Raw genomic sequence first — 18,674 nt, forward strand, 5'->3', positions numbered from 1 at the left:
AGGCGCAGGCGCCGGACGGCACCAGTTCGAACGCCCGCAGGGTGCCATCACCCGCGAGGTTGAGGTGCCGGCCAGCATCACCGTGGCGGAGCTCGCAAGCCGCATGTCGGTCAAGGCGGCCGAGGTGATCAAGTGCCTGATGCGCATGGGCCAGATGGCCACCATCAATCAGGCGCTGGATCAGGACACAGCGATGCTGGTGGTCGAGGAGATGGGCCACACCGCCGCAGTGGCGGCGCCACAGAGCCCCGAATCCCTGCTCACCGAGCTGGCGCCGACCGGCGAGGGCACAGCCCGCGCCCCGATCGTCACGGTCATGGGTCATGTCGATCACGGCAAGACCACACTGCTGGACTACATCCGCAAGTCGCAGGTGGCGGCCGGCGAGGCCGGCGCCATTACCCAGCATATCGGTGCCTATCACGTGACCACGCCGCGCGGCGCGGTCACGTTCCTGGACACGCCCGGCCACGCGGCCTTCTCGGCCATGCGCGCCCGCGGCGCGGCGCTGACGGACATCGTCATCCTGGTGGTGGCCGCCGACGACGGCGTGATGCCGCAGACCATCGAGGCGGTGCAGCACGCCAAGGCGGCGGGTGTGCCGCTGGTGGTGGCAGTCAACAAGATGGACAAGCCGGATGCCGAGCCGGATCGGGTCAAGCAGGAGCTGATCCAGCACGACGTGATCGCCGAGGACTTTGGCGGCGAGGTGCAGTTCGTGCCGGTGTCTGCAAAGACGGGCGCCGGCATCGACGCCCTGCTGGAAGCCGTGTTGCTGCAGGCCGAGGTGATGGAACTGAAGGCGGTGACCGAAGGTCCCGCCGTGGGCGTGGTGGTAGAGGCCAAACTCGATCGCGGTCGCGGCCCGGTGGCTACCGTCCTGGTGCAGGCCGGTACGCTCAGGCGCGGTGACATGGTGCTGGCCGGCGGCGAGTTTGGTCGCGCCCGCGTGCTGCTGGACGAGCACGCGCAGCCCCTGCTGGAAGCCGGCCCGTCGCGGCCGGTGGAAGTGCTCGGCCTGTCCGGCGTACCCAACGTGGGCGATGTGTTCAATGTGGTCGAGGACGAGCGCAAGGCGCGCGAAATCGCCCTGTTCCGCCAGCAGGCGGCGCGCGAGGCGAGCCTGTCGCGGCGCGAAGCGGTGCCCGGCGGCGACATCTTCAGCCAGCTTCGGGCGGCCCAGATCAAGAGCCTGAACGTCATCATCAAGGCCGACGTGCAAGGTTCGGCCGAAGCGATCGCCAGCTCCCTGCTGGGGCTGGCGACGGACGAGGTCACCGTGCGCGTGGTGGCCTCGGGCGTGGGCGGCATCACCGAGACGGACGTCAACCTGGCCCTGTCCACCGGCGCCCTGTTGGTTGGCTTCAACGTCCGGGCCGACGCCACGGCGCGCAAGCTGCTGAAAGAAACCGGCGTCGAGGTTCGTTACCACAGCATCATCTACGAGGTGATCGACGAGGTGAAGCGGGCGCTGGGTGGCCTGCTCGAACCGGAAATCCGGGAGACCATCCTGGGCCTGGCGGAAGTGCGCGAGGTGTTCCACTCGGCCAAGTTTGGCGCCGTTGCCGGCTGCATCGTGTCCGACGGCGTGGTGCGCCGCCGCTGCCCGATCCGCGTGCTGCGCGGCAACGTGGTGATCTACGAGGGCGAGCTCGAATCCTTGCGCCGGCACAAGGACGACGTGCCCGAGGTGCGGGCGGGCACCGAGTGCGGTATTGCCGTCAAGCAGTACAACGACGTGCAGGTCGGCGACCAGATCGAGTGCTTCGAGCGTACGTCGGTGGAGCGCACGCTGTAAGCCATGCAGGGCGTCGACCGCACCCGCCGCGTGGCGCAGGCGATTGCCGAGGAACTTCCCGCTGCGCTGCGCGAGGTGAAGGACCCGCGCGTGACCGGCCTGATTACCATTCACGGGGTCACGGTCAGCCGCGACCTTGGCGTCGCCAAGGTCCGCTTCGATGTGCTGGGCGGCGCCGATACCGCGGCTGCGGTGGCCGGTTTGCACCACGCAGCCGGTTTTCTGCGCAGTCGTCTGGCGACTGCCCTGCGCCTGCGGCGGATGCCGGAACTGCGTTTCGAGCTCGACCCACCGTCGCGCATCGAGGACCTGTTGCGGCGCATCGGAGCGGAGGGTGGGGCCGCTTGAGGCGTCGTCGCGGCCGCCCGGTCAGCGGTGTACTGCTGCTGGACAAGCCAACCGGCGTGTCATCGAATCACGCCCTGCAGACCGCGCGGCGACTGCTGAACGCGGCCAAGGCCGGTCACACCGGCACACTGGACCCGCTTGCCAGCGGCCTGCTGCCGCTGTGTTTCGGCGAGGCGACCAAGGTGTCGCAGTTCCTGCTGGGGGCGGACAAGACCTACCGCGCTCGGGCCCGCCTGGGCATCACCACCAGCACCGGCGACCGCGAAGGCGAGGTGCTGCGCCAGCGCCCGGTGGCGGTGGACGCCGCACGCCTGGCCGCGGCCTTGGTGGCTCACACCGGCGATCTGTTGCAGGTGCCGCCCATGTATTCCGCGCTCAAGCAGGGCGGCGAGCGCCTGTACGCGCTGGCTCGCCGCGGCGAGACGGTCGAGCGCCCGGCCCGGCCGGTCCACGTGAGCCGGCTTGAGCTGCTGGAATTTGACGAAAGCGGTTTCGAGGTCGAGCTGGACTGTTCCAAGGGCACCTACGTGCGCAGCCTGATCGAGGACATCGGCGAGGCACTGGGCTGCGGCGCCCACATGACGGCGCTGCGTCGCCTGCGGGTCGGCGCGCTGGATGTGCGCCAGGCAATAGACCTGGAACGGCTGCGGGCACTGGCCGCGGATGACCCGAATGCGCTGGATGCCTGTCTGATGCCGATTGCGGAAGCCCTGGCCCACTTGCCGCAGCTGGAACTGGCCCCGCCCGAGGCGGTGAGCCTGCAACGCGGTCAGGCGCAGACCTTGCGCCAGCCGCTGGCCGACGGCTGGGTGGCCGTGTTTACGCAGCAGCGCCAGTTCATTGGTATGGCCGAGGCGCGCGACGGCCGGTTGCTGCCGCGGCGTCTGGTCAGTCAGGACAGTGGCGCAGACGCAGTGCCGGCTGACGCGGCTTGAGCCCGGCGCTAGCCGGCAGGTAGAATGCGCCGTTTCGCCAAAGATGATCAGTGGCGTTTTTTGTCCGGAGTAACCGTTTCATGTCGCTCAGTGTCGAGAAGAAATCCGAGCTTGTTCAGTCTTACGGCCAGACCACCAACGACACCGGTTCGGTGGAAGTGCAGGTGGCGCTGATATCGGCGCGGCTCGAACAGCTGAACGAGCACTTCAAGCTGCACCGCCAGGATCACCACTCGCGCCAGGGCCTGCTGCGCCTGGTCGCCCAGCGGCGCAAGCTGCTCGACTACCTCAAGCGCAGCGACAACGGCCGCTACCGCACGCTGGTCGAGCGCCTGGGTCTGCGTCGTTAAAGGTCGCCCACCGGCCCCATCCCGGGGTCAAGGTCTCCCCCGCAGGGCGGCGGAGGCTGCATGTCCAAAGCCAAGGAAGTACGCCACGTGAAATTGATCCGCAAGGAAGTCCAGTTCGGCAAGCATCTGCTGACGCTTGAAACCGGTGAAATCGCCAAGCAGGCGTTCTCGGTCATGGTCCGCATGGGCGACACCATGGTGCTGACGGCGGTTACCGCCAGCAAGGGCGTCAAGCCGGGGCAGGACTTCTTCCCCCTGACGGTCGATTTCGTCGAGCGCAGCTATGCCGCCGGGCGCATCCCGGGCGGCTTTTTCAAGCGCGAGGCACGGCCGTCCGAGAAGGCCATCCTGACCTCGCGCCTGATCGATCGGGCCATGCGGCCGCTGTTTCCGAAAGGCTTCTATAACGAAGTACAGGTCGTGCCGACCGTGCTGTCGGCCGACGACGAGGTCGACCCGGACATCCTGGGCATGATCGGCGCCTCGGCGGCGCTGACGCTGTCCGGCCTGCCCTTCCAGGGGCCGGTGGGCGCGGCCCGCGTCGGTTACAAGGATGGCGCCTTCATCCTGAACCCGAGCTACCAGGAAACGGCCGAATCGGACCTGAACCTGGTGGTTGCCGGCACCGCCAGCAGCGTGCTGATGGTGGAGTCGGAAGCAAAGATGCTGCCCGAGTCGGTGATGCTCGACGCCGTCATGTTCGGTCACCAGGCCATGCAACCGGTCATCGAGGCCATTCTGGCCCTGGCCGCCGAGGCCGGCGTGCAGCCGTGGCCGTGGACGCCGCCGCAGAAGGACGAGGCGCTCGAAACGGCCGTTCGCGCCGTGGCCGAACAGCCGCTGAACGAAGCCTATTCGATTCCCGACAAGCAGGCGCGCCAGGACGCGGTGGCGCAGGTCCGCGAGCGGGTTGCTCATCTGGCCGGTGAGAACGGCGAGCGGGCCAACGAGGTGCAGGGGCTGTTCTCGTCGGTCGAGAAGCGCATCGTGCGTGGGCGCATCCTGGATGCCCAGCCGCGCATCGACGGTCGCTCCACCCGTCAGGTGCGCCCGATCACCATCCGCACCGGCGTGCTGCCGCGCACCCACGGCTCGGCGCTGTTCACCCGTGGCGAAACGCAGGCGATCGTGGTCACCACGCTGGGCACCGAGCGCGACGCGCAGCTGATCGACGCGCTGGAAGGCGAGTTCCGCGACGGCTTCATGCTGCACTACAACTTCCCGCCGTACTGCGTGGGCGAAACCGGCCGCATGGGTGCCACCAAGCGGCGCGAAATCGGTCATGGTCGGCTTGCCAAGCGCGCCCTGGCGGCAGTGTTGCCCGCCAAGACGGCGTTCCCGTACACGCTGCGCATCGTGTCGGAGATCACCGAGTCGAACGGGTCGAGTTCCATGGCCACCGTATGCGGCGGCAGTCTGGCGCTGATGGATGCCGGTGTGCCGATCAAGGAGCCGGTGGCGGGCATCGCCATGGGCCTGATCACCGACGGCGGCCGCTTTGCGGTGCTGTCCGACATCCTGGGTGACGAGGATCACCTGGGCGACATGGACTTCAAGGTGGCCGGCACTGCCAGCGGCGTGACCGCCCTGCAGATGGACATCAAGGTGCTGGGCATCACCGGCCAGATCATGCAGGCGGCGCTGGAGCAGGCGCGCGAGGGTCGCGTGCACATCCTGGGCGAGATGGCCAAGGCCTTGTCCGCGCCGCGCGAGCAGATGTCGGACTACGCGCCGCGCATCCTGACCATGCGTATCCATCCGGACAAGATTCGTGACGTCATCGGCAAGGGCGGCGTGACCATCCGCGGCATCACCGAGCAGACCGGCGCCACCATCGACATCGATGACGATGGCACCGTGCGCATCGCCTCCGTGGACCGGGCCGCCGGCGAGGAAGCGCGTGCCATGATCGAACGCATCACCTCCGACATCGAGGTCGGCATGGTCTACGAGGGCCGCGTGGCGCGCCTTATGGACTTCGGTGCCTTCGTCACCATCCTGCCCGGCCGCGATGGCCTGCTGCACATCTCGCAGATTTCCGAGGAGCGGGTGGAGCGGGTCAGCGACAAGCTGGCCGAGGGCGATGTGGTGCGCGTCAAGGTGCTGGAAGTCGACAAGCAGGGCCGCATCCGCCTGAGCATGAAGGCGCTGAACGAAGAAGCCGTCTGACAGGGGACGGTCCGCCTGCGGGCGGACCCGTCAGGCAATGAAAAAGCCGGCTTGGGGACCGCCCCCGGCCGGCTTTTCTGTTAAGGAAGCGCTGATTTATTCAGCGCTTCCCGCAGCGCAGGGACGCGCTGCCAAAATCAGCGGCTGTAAGCGGCTGATCTTGTGAGCCATCGGAAAACCACGCTTTTCCGATGGCGGGCGCTGAGAAATCCAGGATGGATTTATTCAGCGCTTCTTTAAGGGAGAAGCGCCCCGCCGACCCGAATGACCGGCTGCCGGCGCCGTCAGCCGCTGGCTTGCTGGCGCAGGCCCTGGCTGACCCGTTCACGCTCCTCGTGCAGGGCCTGCGGCACCCGCGGGCCATAGCCGTGCAGGAAGCTCGCCACCTCGTCCATCTCGCTGAGCCAGTCCTGCGGCTCGATGTGCGTGAGCTGGCGCATGTGCTCATGCGATACATCCAGACCGGTCAGGTCGATGTCGCCGTGCAGGGGCAGGTTGCCGACCGGCGTTTCCTGGGCGTCGATGCTGCCCTGGCAGCGCTCGATGATCCACTTGAGCACGCGCAGGTTCTCGCCGTAGCCGGGCCACAGGAAGCGGCGTTCGGCATCGCGGCGGAACCAGTTGACCTGATAGATGCCGGGCGCCTGGCTCAGGCGCGCGCCGGTGGCCAGCCAGTGCGCCCAGTAATCGCCGAAGTGGTAACCGCAAAACGGCTGCATGGCCATCGGGTCGCGCCGCACCACGCCCACCTGCCCGGTGGCCGCGGCCGTGGTTTCCGACGCCATCGAGGCGCCCAGCAGCACGCCGTGCTGCCAGTTCTTGGCTTCCAGCACCAGCGGCGCCAGCGAGGCGCGCCGGCCGCCGAAGATGATGGCGGTAATCGGCACGCCGGACGGCCGCTCGGCGGCATCCGACCAGGACGCACACTGACGCGCCGCCACGGTAAAGCGTGAATTCGGATGCGCGGCCGGACCGTTGGCCGGATCGTACGGGCGGCCCTGCCAGTCATAGGCCGGTGTCTCGTCGGACAGCCCCTCCCACCACGGGCGGCCGTCCTCGGTCAGCGCCACGTTGGTGAAGATGGTGTCGTGCTGGAGCATGTCGACGGCGTTGGCGTTGGTGTGCCGGCTGGTGCCGGGTGCCACGCCGAAGAAACCCGCCTCGGGGTTGATGGCCCACAGCCGGCCGTCTTCGCCGACGTGCAGCCAGGCGATGTCGTCGCCGATGGTTTTCACCTTCCAGCCCTGGTATTCCTGGGGCGGGATCAGCATCGCCATGTTGGTCTTGCCGCAGGCCGACGGAAAGGCCGCAGCGATATAGTGCAGGCGGCCCTGCGGGTCTTCGATGCCCATGATCAGCATGTGCTCGGCCAGCCAGCCCTCCTGGCGGGCCTGGTAGGAGGCGATGCGCAGCGCGTGGCATTTCTTGCCCAGCAGTGCGTTGCCGCCGTAGCCGGAGCCGATGCTCTGGATGGACAGCTCGTGCGGGAAGTGCATGATGAAACGCCGCTCGGGGTGCAGGTCACCGAGCGAGTGCAGGCCGCGCACGAAGCTGCCCTCGCGTTCGATGCGCCTCAGCGCCGGCGCGCCCATGCGGGTCATGATGCGCATGCTGGCGGCGACATAGGGGCTGTCGGTGATCTCCACGCCGCAGCGCGCCAGCGGCGAGTCGATCGGCCCCATGCAGTACGGCACCACGTACAGCGTGCGCCCGCGCATGGCGCCGGCAAACAGCGCGTCCATTCTGGCGTGCGCGTCGGCCGGACTCAGCCACTGGTTGTTCGGGCCGGCGTCGTCGCGCTCGGGCGTGCACACGAAGGTCAGGTGCTCGGTGCGCGCCACGTCGGACGGGTCCGAGCGATGCAGGTAGCTGCGTGGGCGGGTTTCCGGATCCAGCTCGATCAGGGTGCCGCTTTGCAGCATGTCGGCGATCAGCGCGTCGTACTCGGCCTGCGACCCGTCGCACCAGTGAATTTTTTCCGGTTGCGTGAGCGCTGCCACCTCGCGGACCCAGTCCGCAAGTGCCTGATTCGACGTCATGAGCAAATTCCCCCGTTACACCTGTGTACCGCGAACATCCCTGACGCGGCGATCCGGGCCCCGTCAACACGGGGCCGAGTTGCCATCAAAAGCCCACGAGCTTCAGCGGGCGCCCTGAAAATTGTCAAGCCGGGCGCGGGCCCGCGCCGCGGCGGCCCGCACCTGCGCCGGTGCCGTACCGCCCAGGTGGTCGCGCGCGGCAACCGAGCCTTCGAGCGTCAACACCGCGAACACGTCGGCCTCGATCAGCGGCGAGAAGGCACGCAGTTCGTCCAGCGTGAACTCGGCAAGATCGCGCCCACTGACGACGCCCTCGCGCACGGCGCGGCCGACCACCTCGTGGGCGTCCCGAAACGGCAGCCCGTGGCGCACCAGGTAGTCGGCCAGATCCGTGGCGGTGGCAAAGCCGGCGCGTGCCGCCGCGCGCATGCGCTCGGCATTCACGGTCATCCCGGGCAGCATGCCGGCCACCGCAGTCAGGCTGTCGCGCACGGTGTCGACGGTGTCGAACAGCGGCTCCTTGTCTTCCTGGTTGTCCTTGTTGTAGGCCAGCGGCTGCGCCTTCATCAGCGTCAGCAGCGCCACCAGGTGGCCGTTGACGCGGCCGGTCTTGCCGCGCAGCAGCTCCGGCACGTCGGGGTTTTTCTTCTGCGGCATGATCGACGAGCCGGTGCACCAGGCATCGGCCAGGCTGATGAAGCCGAACTGCGCCGAGGACCACAGCACCAGTTCCTCGGACATGCGCGAGAAATGCGTCATCAGCAGCGCCGCCGCGGACACGAATTCGATGGCGAAGTCGCGGTCGCTGACGGCGTCGAGCGAGTTCTCGGCCGGCCGGTCGAAGCCGAGCAGTTGCGCCGTGTACAGGCGGTCGATCGGAAAGCTGGTACCGGCCAGCGCCGCGGCGCCCAGCGGCATGACGTTGACCCGCCGCCGGCAGTCGGCAAAGCGCTCACGGTCGCGCGCCAGCATCTCGAACCAGGCCAGCAGGTGGTGGCCAAACGTGATCGGCTGCGCCGTCTGAAGGTGCGTGAAGCCCGGCATCAGGGTGTCGGCCTCGCGTTCGGCCAGATCCACCAGGACGGTCAGCACCTCGTGCAGCTGTCCGTCGATGGCGTCGAGCTCGTCGCGCAGCCACAGGCGCACGTCGGTGGCCACCTGGTCGTTGCGCGAGCGGCCGGTGTGCAGCTTCTTGCCGACCTCGCCGATGCGCTCCACCAGCGCCGTCTCGATGTTCATGTGCACGTCTTCGAGCGCTACCTGCCACTGAAAACGGCCCGCCTGGATATCGGTGCCGATGCCCTGCAGGCCGGCGACGATGGAGGTGACTTCGGCCTCGCCCAACACCGCCACCCGGCCCAGCATCCGGGCGTGGGCGATGGAACCCATAATGTCGTGGCGGGCCAGACGCTGGTCGAAGCCGACCGAGGCGGTGAAACGCTCGACAAAGGCGTCGGTGGGCTCGGCGAAACGGCCGCCCCAGGGTTTGCGGGGTGCTTCGGACATGGGCGGGAGGGCGGGCGTGGTGAAGCCAGCGATTATAGCGGACCAACGCGCCCCGGACGGCGGCTTTGTGCCGGACCTGTGCCAGCCGCGGGCGGTGCTGGCGGTGGTGGTAGGCGCGCAGCTGCTGGCCTTGCTGCTGGCCCTGGCGCAGCCGCTGGAGGCCGACCGCTTCTGGCCGCGCCTGGGCATGTGGTCGCTCGCGGTGCAGTGGGTGGGGCTGCTCGGTACCGCCGGCTTGTGCGCGGCGCGGCCGGGTTTGGGCCGCTTGCCGGTGCCGCTGGCAAGCGCGCTTGCGATTGCCTGGTTATTGCTGCTGGCCACCGCGACCACGCTTGCCGCTGCCTGGTTGGGCCTGCTGCCGGCGGGCGCCGCGCTGCTCGGCTGGCTGCTGGCGCGCAACCTGCTGCTGACGGCGCTGGTGGCCGCGGTGGTGCTGCGCCTGATCTATCTGCGACACGCCGCGCGCATGCGCGAGCAGGCCCATCACCGGGCGCGGCTGGAGCTGCTGCAGGCGCGCATGCGGCCGCATTTCCTGTTCAACAGCCTGAACACCATCGCCAGCCTGGTCGGCAGCGATGCCCGGCGGGCGGAAGAGGTCACGCTGGCTCTGGCCGACCTGCTGCGGGCGAGTCTGGAAGCCGGCGACCGGCTGATCCCGCTGGCGGACGAGCTCGCCCTGTGCCGGCGCTACCTGGCCATGGAACAGCTGCGCCTGGGCGATCGGCTGGCGCTCGACTGGCAGGTGAGCGACGTGCCAGCCAGCGCCCGGCTACCGCCGCTGAGCCTGCAGCCGCTGCTGGAGAATGCGGTGTTTCACGGTATCGAACCGCTGCCGGGTGGTGGCAGGATCGGTCTTGCGCTTGGCCTGTTGGCGCCCGGGGTGCTGGAGATCATCATCGACAACCCGCTGGCCGCTGCCCGCACGGACGCCGGCCTGCATATGGCCCTGGTGAACCTGCGTGCCCGTCTGGCGGGACACTTCGGCGATGCGGCGACTCTGATCGAACAGATCGAGGGCGAGCGCCATACGGTGCGGCTGCGCCTGCCGTTCGCATCGGCATGACGGCGCGGTCATGAACATCCTGGTGGTGGATGACGAGCCGCTGGCGCGGGCCAGGCTGCGGCGCCTGATCGAGGCATTGCCCGGCCACGCCTGCGTCGGCGAGGCCGCCGATGGTGTGCAGGCGCTCGCCACCTGCCAGCAACTGCAGCCGGATGTCGTGCTGCTGGACATTCGCATGCCGGGACCGGATGGTCTGGAGATCGCCCGCGCGCTGGCGGCGCTGCCGGTACCGCCGGCGGTCGTGTTCACCACCGCCTATGCCGAGTTTGCCGTTGACGCCTTCGACGCCGGTGCGGCGCATTACCTGTTGAAGCCGGTGTCCGGTGAGCGTCTGGCGCAGGCCCTGGCACGGGTGGGTTCGGCAGCACCGCGCAGTCTCTTGCTGTCGCATGGGGGCCGCGTCCAGCGTGTCCCTGTATCCGATGTGTTGTACCTGCGGGCCGACACCAAGTACCTGACCGTGTACACGCGTCACGGCGAGTGGCTGCTGGAAGACTCGCTGGTGCGCCTTGAGCAGCGGCATGCCCCGCAGTTGCTGCGCATACACCGCGCGCTGCTGGTCAACGTGCAACACCTGACCGGACTGCAACGCGACAATCGCGGCCGGCTCTGGGCGCGTATCGATGGCGTGGCGGCAGCGCTTCCGGTCAGCCGGCGGCTGGCGGCCGGCGTGCAGCAGGTCCTCGAGCGCGGCTGATCGGGCTGGCCGTAACGCGTACTGAACAACCGGCGTTTCAGATACCGTGCCCGCTGGCCGTAAAATCAGGCACAAATCAACCCGGTATGGGATCTGCGATGGACGCCAGCTCCAGTCTTGGTTTCGGCAGTGTCGGTTTCATCGAGGCGCTGTACGAGGAATTTCTGGCCGATCCGGCCAGCGTCCCCACGCCATGGCGGCGCGAGTTCGAGTCCTGGGGCAAGGCCCCGGTCGGCGCAAGCCATGGGGCTGTGCAGGCACGGTTTCGCGAGCGGGCGCGCCATCCGGCGATCGTGCAGCTTGCCGCCTCGGCAGGTGATCTGCAGCGCCTGCAAAAGCAGAACGCGGTGCAGCAGCTGATCAACGAGTATCGCCAGCGCGGCCATCTGCGGGCGCGCACCGATCCGCTGCAGTTGCTGGAGCCCATGGAGGTGCCGAGCCTGGGCCTGGATTACCACGGCCTGCAGCAGGCCGACCTCGACCTTGAATTCGCTGCCGGCAATTTCCCGCTGCCGACTGGTGCACCGCTGCGCGAGCTGGTATCGGCGCTGGAGGCCACCTACTGTGGCGCCATCGGCTTCGAGTACGCCTACATTTCCGACTCGGCGCAGGTCGAGTGGCTGCGTCAGCGCATCGAGGCCGGTCGCGGCCGCGCAATCCTGAACGAGGCCGAGCAGCGGCAGATTCTGCAGGCGCTGACCGCCGCCGAAGGGCTGGAGCGGTACCTGCATCGTCGCTACGTTGGCCAGAAGCGTTTCTCGCTGGAAGGCGGTGATGGCCTGATTCCGGTGCTGGATGAAATCGTGCGCCGGGCCGGCGCGGCCGACGTCAAGGAACTGGTCATCGGCATGGCCCACCGCGGCCGCCTGAATGTGCTGGTCAACATCCTTGGCAAGCAGCCGCGTGAGCTGTTCGCCGAGTTCGAGGGCAAGGCCGAGTTCATCGGTTCCGGCGACGTCAAGTATCACCAGGGCTTTTCGGCCGATCCGATCACGCCGGGCGGACCGATTCACCTGACGCTGTCCTTCAACCCCTCGCATCTTGAAATCATCAACCCGGTGGTCGAGGGTTCGGTGCGGGCACGCCAGGAGCGCCGCGGCGATTGGGCCCGCCAGCAGGTGATTCCGCTGCTGATCCACGGCGATGCCGCGTTTGCCGGGCAGGGCGTGGTGATGGAGACCCTGAACCTGGCCAAGACGCGCGGCTACGCCACCGGCGGCACGCTGCACATCGTCATCAACAACCAGATCGGCTTCACTACCAGCAACCCGGCCGATGCCCGCTCGACCTACTACTGCACCGAGATCGCCCGGCTGACGCAGGCGCCGGTGTTCCACGTCAACGGCGACGATCCGGAGGCGCTGCTGTTCGTGACGCGGCTGGCGCTCGATTTTCGGCTCGCCTTCGGCAGCGACGTGGTCATCGATCTGGTCTGCTACCGCCGGCAGGGTCACAACGAGGCCGACGAGCCGGCCATCACCCAGCCGCGCATGTACGCGAAGATTGCCGGCCACCCGAGCGTGCGCGAGCTGTACGCGCGGCGCCTGGAAAGTGCCGGCGTGCTTGCCGGCGGCCAGGCGCAGGCCCTGGCCGAGGCCTACCAGCAGGCGCTCGATCGCGGCGAGTGCGTGGCGCCGCTGCCGATGAGCGATCAGCGCCCGCTGCTGGCCATCGACTGGGCGCCGTACATGGACACCCTGTGGACCGAACCGGCGCCAACGGCGGTGCCACTGGATACCCTGCGCGGGCTGGGCGAGAAGCTGACAACGGTGCCGGCCGGCTTCAAGGTGCACCCGCGGGTGGCCAAGATGCTGGACGATCGGCGGCAGATGACCACCGGCGCACAACCGCTGGACTGGGGCTGCGCCGAGACGCTGGCCTACGCCACGCTGCTGACGGAAGGCTACCGGGTGCGCCTGTCCGGCCAGGACAGCGGTCGCGGCACCTTCTCGCACCGCCATGCCGTCCTGCACAACCAGGACCTGGACGCGCCGGAGCAGGCGCAGCGCCATGTGCCGCTGCAGCACCTGCAGCCCGGCCAGCCCAGTTTCCTGGTCATCGACTCGCTGCTGTCGGAGGAGGCCGTGCTCGGTTTCGAGTACGGCTACGCCAGTGCCGACCCGCAGACGATGGTGATCTGGGAGGCGCAGTTCGGCGATTTCGTCAACGGCGCGCAGGTGGTGATCGACCAGTTCATCAGCTCGTCGGAGGCCAAATGGCAGCGCCTGTGCGGCATGGTGCTGCTGCTGCCGCACGGCTACGAGGGCCAGGGGCCGGAGCATTCCTCGGCGCGCCTGGAGCGCTTCATGCAGCTGTGCGCCGAGCAGAACATGCAGGTATGCGTGCCGTCCACGCCGGCCCAGATGTTTCACATGCTGCGCCGGCAGATGCTGCGCCGCTTCCGCCGCCCGCTGGTGGTGATGACGCCCAAGAGCCTGCTGCGGCACCGGCTGTCGGTGTCGACGCTGGACGAGCTTGCAGGTGGGGAGTTCCAGCTGGTGATCGGCGACCCGCAGCGGCCCGACCCGGCGCAGGTGCGGCGCGTGCTGCTGTGCAGCGGCAAGGTGTATTTCGATCTTTACGCGGCCCGCCAGGAGCGCGGAATCGAGGACATCGCCATCGTGCGCGTGGAGCAGCTGTATCCGTTCCCGATGGCCCGCCTGACGGCCGAGCTGGCAAATTACGGTACCGCCGCCGAGGTGCTGTGGGTGCAGGAAGAGCCGCTCAACCAGGGCGCCTGGTACCAGATTCGCCACAAGCTGACCGACGCGCTGGCCGCCGGCCAGCGCCTGCGCTACGTCGGCCGACCGCGTTCGGCAGCGCCGGCGGTCGGCAGCTACGCCCTGCATCAGGCGCAGCAACAGGCACTGGTGGACGACGCCCTGGCGCCGGCACAAGCCTCTGCCGCCCGCAAACAAAAATCCGCCTGAAGGTGGTTCATTCAACCCGGGACTGACATGCAACTCGAAATCAAGGTGCCGGTACTGCCGGAATCCGTCGCCGAAGCCACGCTGCTGCAGTGGCGCAAGCAGCGGGGCGAGGCAGTGCGACGCGACGAGAACCTGATCGACGTTGAAACCGACAAGGTGGTGCTGGAAGTGGTGGCGCCGGCCGACGGCGTGCTGACCGCCATTCACCAGCCGGGTGGCGCCACCGTGCATTCAGGCGAGCTGTTGGCGACCCTGGACACCAGCGCCACGGCGCCGATTGCCGGCGCGGTGGCCGCTGCGCCGGACATGGCACCGCAGCCGCAGCCGGTGGCCGAGATCCGGCCCGCCGCGGGCAGTGCGGCGGCCAGCCCGGCGGCGCGCAAGCTGGCGGTGGAGCAGGGCGTGGAGACGGAAACGCTCAGCGGCAGCGGCCGCGACGGTCGGGTGATCAAGGAAGACGTGCTCGCGGCGGTGGCGCAGCGGGCGCCCACAGCGACTGCCGAGGTGGCGGTGCAGCCGGCCGCAGAACGGCCCGAGCAGCGGGTGCCGATGACGCGCATCCGCCAGCGCATCGCCGAGCGGCTGGTCGAGGCGCAGCGCACCGCCGCCATCCTGACCACCTTCAACGAAGTCAACATGCAGCCGGTGATGGACCTGCGCGCCCGCCACCGAGAGGCCTTCGAGAAGAGTCACGGCGTGAAGCTCGGTTTCATGTCGTTCTTCGTCAGGGCCGCCGTCGATGCGCTCAGGAAGTTCCCGCTGGTCAATGCTTCCATCGACGGCAGCGATGTTGTTTATCACGGCTATTTCGACATCGGCATCGCCGTCAGCAGCCCGCGCGGGCTGGTGGTGCCGACTCTGCGCGATGCCGGGCAGATGTCGTTTGCCGACATCGAGAAAGCCATCGCCGATTTCGGCCGCCGGGCCGGGGACAACAAGCTGACGCTGGAGGAACTGTCCGGCGGCACCTTCTCGATCACCAACGGCGGCATCTTCGGCTCCATGCTGTCGACGCCGATCCTGAATCCGCCGCAAAGCGCCATCCTTGGCATGCACAACATCGTCGAGCGGCCGGTGGTGGAGCGCGGCGAGGTGGTGGTGCGGCCGATCATGTACCTGGCCCTGTCCTACGATCACCGCCTGATCGACGGGCGTGAGGCGGTGCAGTTCCTGGTCGCGATCAAACAATCGCTGGAAGACCCGGCCCGCCTGCTGCTGGGGCTTTGAGCATGGAACGCTACGACCTGCTGGTGATCGGCGCCGGGCCGGGTGGCTATGTGGCGGCCATTCGCGCCGCCCAGCTTGGCCTGCGCGTGGCCTGCGTGGAGCGCTGGATCGGCAAGGACGGCAAGCCGGCGCTGGGCGGCACCTGCCTGAACGTCGGCTGCATCCCGTCCAAGGCGCTGCTCGAATCGTCCGAGCAGTTCCACCGTGCCCGGCACGGCCTTGGCGCGCACGGCATCAGCGTGGGCGAGGTCAGCATCGACCCGGCCGCCATGGTGGCGCGCAAGGACAGGATCGTTGCCCAGTTCACCGGCGGCATCAAGGGTCTTTTCAAGAAGAACGGTGTCACCTGGTTGCAGGGCACGGCGCGGTTGCTGGGCGATGGCCAGGTGCAGGTGACGACCGCCGACGGCGCGGTGCAAACCGTGGCCGCGCAGCACATCCTGGTTGCCACCGGCTCGCGGCCGACGCCGCTGAGCGTGGCGCCGGTCGATGGCGAATACATCGTGGACTCGGCGGGCGCGCTCGACTTCACGGCTGTGCCGGCGCGCCTGGGCATCATCGGCGCGGGCGTGATCGGGCTGGAACTTGGCAGCGTGTGGGCGCGCCTGGGCAGCGAGGTGACGCTGCTGGAGGCGATGCCGGAGTTTTTGCCGGCGGCGGATCACGCCATCGCGGCGCTCGCGCTCAAGGAGTTCACCGCCCAGGGGCTGGATATTCGGCTGGGCGCCAAGGTGACCGGCGCGCAGGTCGCAGCCGGGCAGGTTGCGGTCGATTTCGAGGACGCCGCCGGCGCGCAGCAGACCCAGTTCGACCGGCTGATCGTTGCGGTCGGTCGCCAGCCGGTAACGGATGATCTGGGCCTGGACGCCGCCGGCGTGAGCCGCGACGAGCGCGGCTTCATCCCCGTCGATGGCCGTTTTCAGACCAGCGCAGCCGGGGTGTATGCCATCGGCGACGTGGTGCGCGGGCCGATGCTGGCGCATCGTGCGTCCGAGGACGGCATCGCCGTTGCCGAGGGCATCGCCGGCCAGCACTGCCACGTCGATTACGGGACCATCCCGTGGATCATTTACACTTGGCCGGAAATCGCCTGGGTCGGTCGCACCGAGCAGGCCCTCAAGGCCGAGGGCGTGCCCTACGTGTCGGGCGTCTTTCCGTTCCAGGCGAACGGTCGGGCGCGTGCCATGGAGGCCGCGCAGGGGCAGGTGAAGCTGCTTGCCCATGCTGAAACCGACCGCGTGCTGGGCGTACACATCATCGGCCCACACGCCTCGGAGCTGATTGCCGAGGCGGTGGTGGCGATGGAGTTTTGCGCCAGCGCGGAGGACATCGCGCGCATCGTGCATGCCCACCCGACCCTGTCGGAAGCGCTGCATGAGGCGGCCCTCGCGGCCCACCGGCGGGCGATACATATCTGAGACGGCGCAGGCAGTGGGGCCTGCATCCGGGTCTTCAGGTCGATGACATACCTGCAACGTGGAGCGGGCAGGCCGACTCGCGGCCGGGCGCCGTCCCTTCAGTCATAGGGAAAGATCACATCCATGAATCTGCACGAATACCAGGCAAAACAACTGTTTGCCGATTACGGCATCGCTGCTCCGCGTGGTGAAGTCGCCGACAGCCCCAAGGCTGCCAAGGCCGCCGCCGGGCGCGTGCCCGGCAGTCGCTGGGTGGTCAAGGCCCAAGTCCACGCCGGTGGCCGTGGCAAGGCCGGCGGCGTCAAACTGGTGGACAGCCCGGACGCGGTGGCGGAGGCTGCCGAGGCCATGCTCGGCACGCGCCTGGTGACCTACCAGACCGCGGCCGATGGCCAGCCTGTAAACAGCGTGCTGGTCGAAGAAGTCAGCCACATTGCACGCGAGCTGTACCTGGGCGCCGTGGTCGACCGGGCCAGCCAGCGGGTGGTGTTCATGGCATCCACCGAGGGCGGGGTCGAGATCGAAAAGGTTGCCGCCGAGACGCCGGAGAAGATTCTGACCACCGCCGTCGACCCCATCGTTGGCCTGCAGCCGTACCAGTGTCGGCAGGTCGCGTTCGGTCTGGGCCTGAGCGGCGACCAGATCAAGCAGTTCACCACGCTCATGACGGGCCTCTCGCGGATGTTCGTGGAATGCGACCTGTCGCTGCTGGAGGTCAACCCGCTGGTGGTGACCGGTGACGGCCGCCTGGTGTGCCTGGACGGCAAGATCAACATCGACGACAACGCCCTGTACCGCCTGCCGCGCCTGTCCGCCATGCGCGACGCCTCGCAGGAGGACGAGAAGGAAAACCGCGCCCGCGAGCACGACATCAGCTACGTGGCGCTGGACGGCAACATCGGCTGCATGGTCAACGGTGCCGGGCTGGCCATGGCGACCATGGACATCATCAAGCTGCACGGCGGCAACCCGGCCAACTTCCTGGACGTCGGCGGCACCGCCACGGCGGCGCGCGTGACCGAGGCGTTCAAGATCATCCTGGCCGACCAGAGCGTCAAGGCGGTGCTGGTCAACATCTTTGGCGGCATCGTGCGCTGCGACCTGATCGCCGACGGCATCATCGCCGCGGTCAAGGACGTCGGCGTCAAGGTGCCGGTGGTGGTGCGCCTGGCCGGCAACAACGCCGATCTGGGCAGTCGCAAGCTGACCGACAGCGGTCTTAACATCATTCCGGCAGACGGTCTGACCGATGCCGCACAGAAAGTCGTCAAGGCAGCTGGGAGCGTGGCATGAGCGTGCTGGTCAACAAGGACACCAAGGTCATCTGCCAGGGTTTCACCGGCAAACAGGGCACGTTTCATTCAGAGCAGGCCATCGCCTACGGCACGCGCATGGTCGGCGGTGTGACACCCGGCAAGGGCGGCACGCAGCACCTGGGTCTGCCGGTGTTCGACACGGTGCGCGACGCGGTGCGTGAGACTCACGCCGACGCCAGCGTCATCTACGTGCCGGCGGCCTTCTGCAAGGACTCCATCCTGGAGGCCGTCGACGCCGGCGTGCCGCTGATCGTGTGCATCACCGAGGGCGTGCCGACGCTGGACATGCTGCAGGTGAAGATGGTGGTCGATCGTTCCGGCTCACGCCTGATCGGCCCCAACTGCCCGGGCATCATCACGCCGGGCGCGTGCAAGATCGGCATCATGCCCGGCGACATCCATCTGCCGGGCAAGGTCGGCATCGTGTCGCGTTCCGGCACGCTGACCTACGAGGCGGTGGCCCAGACCACGGCCATCGGCGCCGGTCAGTCCACCTGCATCGGCATCGGCGGCGATCCGATTCCGGGCACCAGCTTCATCGATGCGCTGCGCCTGTTCAAGGACGATCCGCAGACCGAGTGCATCGTGATGGTCGGCGAGATCGGCGGCAGCGCCGAGGAAGAAGCGGCCGAGTACATCGCCTCCGAGGTCAAAAAGCCGGTGGTCGGCTTCATCGCCGGTGCCACCGCGCCGGCCGGCAAGCGCATGGGCCATGCCGGCGCCATCATTGCCGGCGGCAAGGGCACGGCCGAGGACAAGTTCCGCGCCATGGAGAAGGCCGGCGTGCATATCGCCCGCTCGCCGGCGGATCTGGGCGTCATGGTCAAGAAGGCATTGGGAATGTGAGCGTCGGCCGGGTCACCGGCCCGGCCGAACCC

Annotated in this window: 13 protein-coding genes and 1 pseudogene; 12 read left to right on the forward strand and 2 right to left on the reverse strand. The window is 68.2% G+C overall.

Annotation, left to right across the window (positions count from 1 at the left end):
• Nucleotides 1-19: 19 nt before the first annotated feature.
• From infB to pnp, 5 genes and pseudogenes are all read left to right on the forward strand, one after another.
• Nucleotides 20-1,798 (forward strand): annotated as a pseudogene (gene infB / locus PG2T_RS12445) (translation initiation factor IF-2); the annotation flags it as partial.
• A 3-nt stretch (nucleotides 1,799-1,801) separates the two neighbouring features.
• Nucleotides 1,802-2,146 carry a 30S ribosome-binding factor RbfA gene (gene rbfA, locus PG2T_RS12450; RefSeq protein ID WP_068806033.1) on the forward strand — a complete coding sequence of 115 codons (345 nt, stop codon included), beginning with the start codon at nucleotides 1,802-1,804 and terminating at the stop codon, nucleotides 2,144-2,146.
• Nucleotides 2,143-3,081, forward strand: a complete 939-nt coding sequence (gene truB, locus PG2T_RS12455) for a tRNA pseudouridine(55) synthase TruB (RefSeq protein ID WP_068806036.1) — start codon at nucleotides 2,143-2,145, stop codon at nucleotides 3,079-3,081. The genes rbfA and truB overlap by 4 nt, the downstream gene beginning before the upstream one ends.
• A gap of 80 nt (nucleotides 3,082-3,161) precedes the next feature.
• Complete coding sequence (gene rpsO, locus PG2T_RS12460) at nucleotides 3,162-3,431, forward strand: 30S ribosomal protein S15 (RefSeq protein ID WP_068806039.1); 270 nt, start codon at nucleotides 3,162-3,164, stop codon at nucleotides 3,429-3,431.
• Between the two features lie 87 nt (nucleotides 3,432-3,518).
• Complete coding sequence (gene pnp, locus PG2T_RS12465; RefSeq protein WP_145931155.1) at nucleotides 3,519-5,600, forward strand: polyribonucleotide nucleotidyltransferase; 2,082 nt, start codon at nucleotides 3,519-3,521, stop codon at nucleotides 5,598-5,600.
• Nucleotides 5,601-5,884: 284 nt separating this feature from the next.
• Here pnp and PG2T_RS12470 read toward each other — a convergent pair whose 3' ends face one another.
• Both PG2T_RS12470 and argH read right to left on the reverse strand, forming a co-directional pair.
• Entirely contained in the window at nucleotides 5,885-7,639 is a 1,755-nt protein-coding gene (locus PG2T_RS12470) for a phosphoenolpyruvate carboxykinase (GTP) (RefSeq protein ID WP_068806045.1), read from the reverse strand.
• Nucleotides 7,640-7,741: 102 nt separating this feature from the next.
• On the reverse strand, nucleotides 7,742-9,145 hold the full coding sequence (gene argH, locus PG2T_RS12475; protein ID WP_068806049.1) for an argininosuccinate lyase: 1,404 nt from the start codon (nucleotides 9,143-9,145) through the stop codon (nucleotides 7,742-7,744).
• A 16-nt stretch (nucleotides 9,146-9,161) separates the two neighbouring features.
• Between argH and PG2T_RS12480 the strand changes: the two genes are divergently transcribed.
• The 7 genes from PG2T_RS12480 (at nucleotide 9,162) to sucD (ending at nucleotide 18,642) form a co-directional block, all read left to right on the forward strand.
• Nucleotides 9,162-10,208 carry a sensor histidine kinase gene (locus tag PG2T_RS12480; protein ID WP_083214915.1) on the forward strand — a complete coding sequence of 349 codons (1,047 nt, stop codon included), beginning with the start codon at nucleotides 9,162-9,164 and terminating at the stop codon, nucleotides 10,206-10,208.
• A 10-nt stretch (nucleotides 10,209-10,218) separates the two neighbouring features.
• Nucleotides 10,219-10,905: a LytR/AlgR family response regulator transcription factor gene (locus tag PG2T_RS12485; protein ID WP_068806052.1), complete on the forward strand. Its 687-nt coding sequence runs from the start codon at nucleotides 10,219-10,221 to the stop codon at nucleotides 10,903-10,905.
• Nucleotides 10,906-11,003: 98 nt separating this feature from the next.
• A complete protein-coding gene (locus PG2T_RS12490; protein ID WP_068806055.1) occupies nucleotides 11,004-13,835 on the forward strand; it encodes a 2-oxoglutarate dehydrogenase E1 component in 2,832 nt (943 codons plus the stop codon).
• Between the two features lie 27 nt (nucleotides 13,836-13,862).
• The gene (gene odhB / locus PG2T_RS12495) at nucleotides 13,863-15,062 is read left to right on the forward strand and encodes a 2-oxoglutarate dehydrogenase complex dihydrolipoyllysine-residue succinyltransferase (RefSeq protein ID WP_068806058.1); all 1,200 of its coding nucleotides are present in this window, start codon (nucleotides 13,863-13,865) and stop codon (nucleotides 15,060-15,062) included.
• A 2-nt stretch (nucleotides 15,063-15,064) separates the two neighbouring features.
• On the forward strand, nucleotides 15,065-16,480 hold the full coding sequence (gene lpdA / locus PG2T_RS12500) for a dihydrolipoyl dehydrogenase (protein WP_068806060.1): 1,416 nt from the start codon (nucleotides 15,065-15,067) through the stop codon (nucleotides 16,478-16,480).
• 123 nt (nucleotides 16,481-16,603) lie between these two features.
• Nucleotides 16,604-17,773 (forward strand): ADP-forming succinate--CoA ligase subunit beta, encoded by a 1,170-nt coding sequence (sucC, locus tag PG2T_RS12505; RefSeq protein WP_068806063.1) that lies wholly within the window; start codon nucleotides 16,604-16,606, stop codon nucleotides 17,771-17,773.
• Entirely contained in the window at nucleotides 17,770-18,642 is an 873-nt protein-coding gene (sucD, locus tag PG2T_RS12510; protein ID WP_068806066.1) for a succinate--CoA ligase subunit alpha, read from the forward strand. Before sucC ends, sucD begins: the two co-directional genes overlap by 4 nt.
• Nucleotides 18,643-18,674 lie beyond the last annotated feature (32 nt).

Source organism: Immundisolibacter cernigliae (assembly GCF_001697225.1).
GTDB classification, from domain to species: Bacteria; Pseudomonadota; Gammaproteobacteria; order Immundisolibacterales; family Immundisolibacteraceae; genus Immundisolibacter; species Immundisolibacter cernigliae.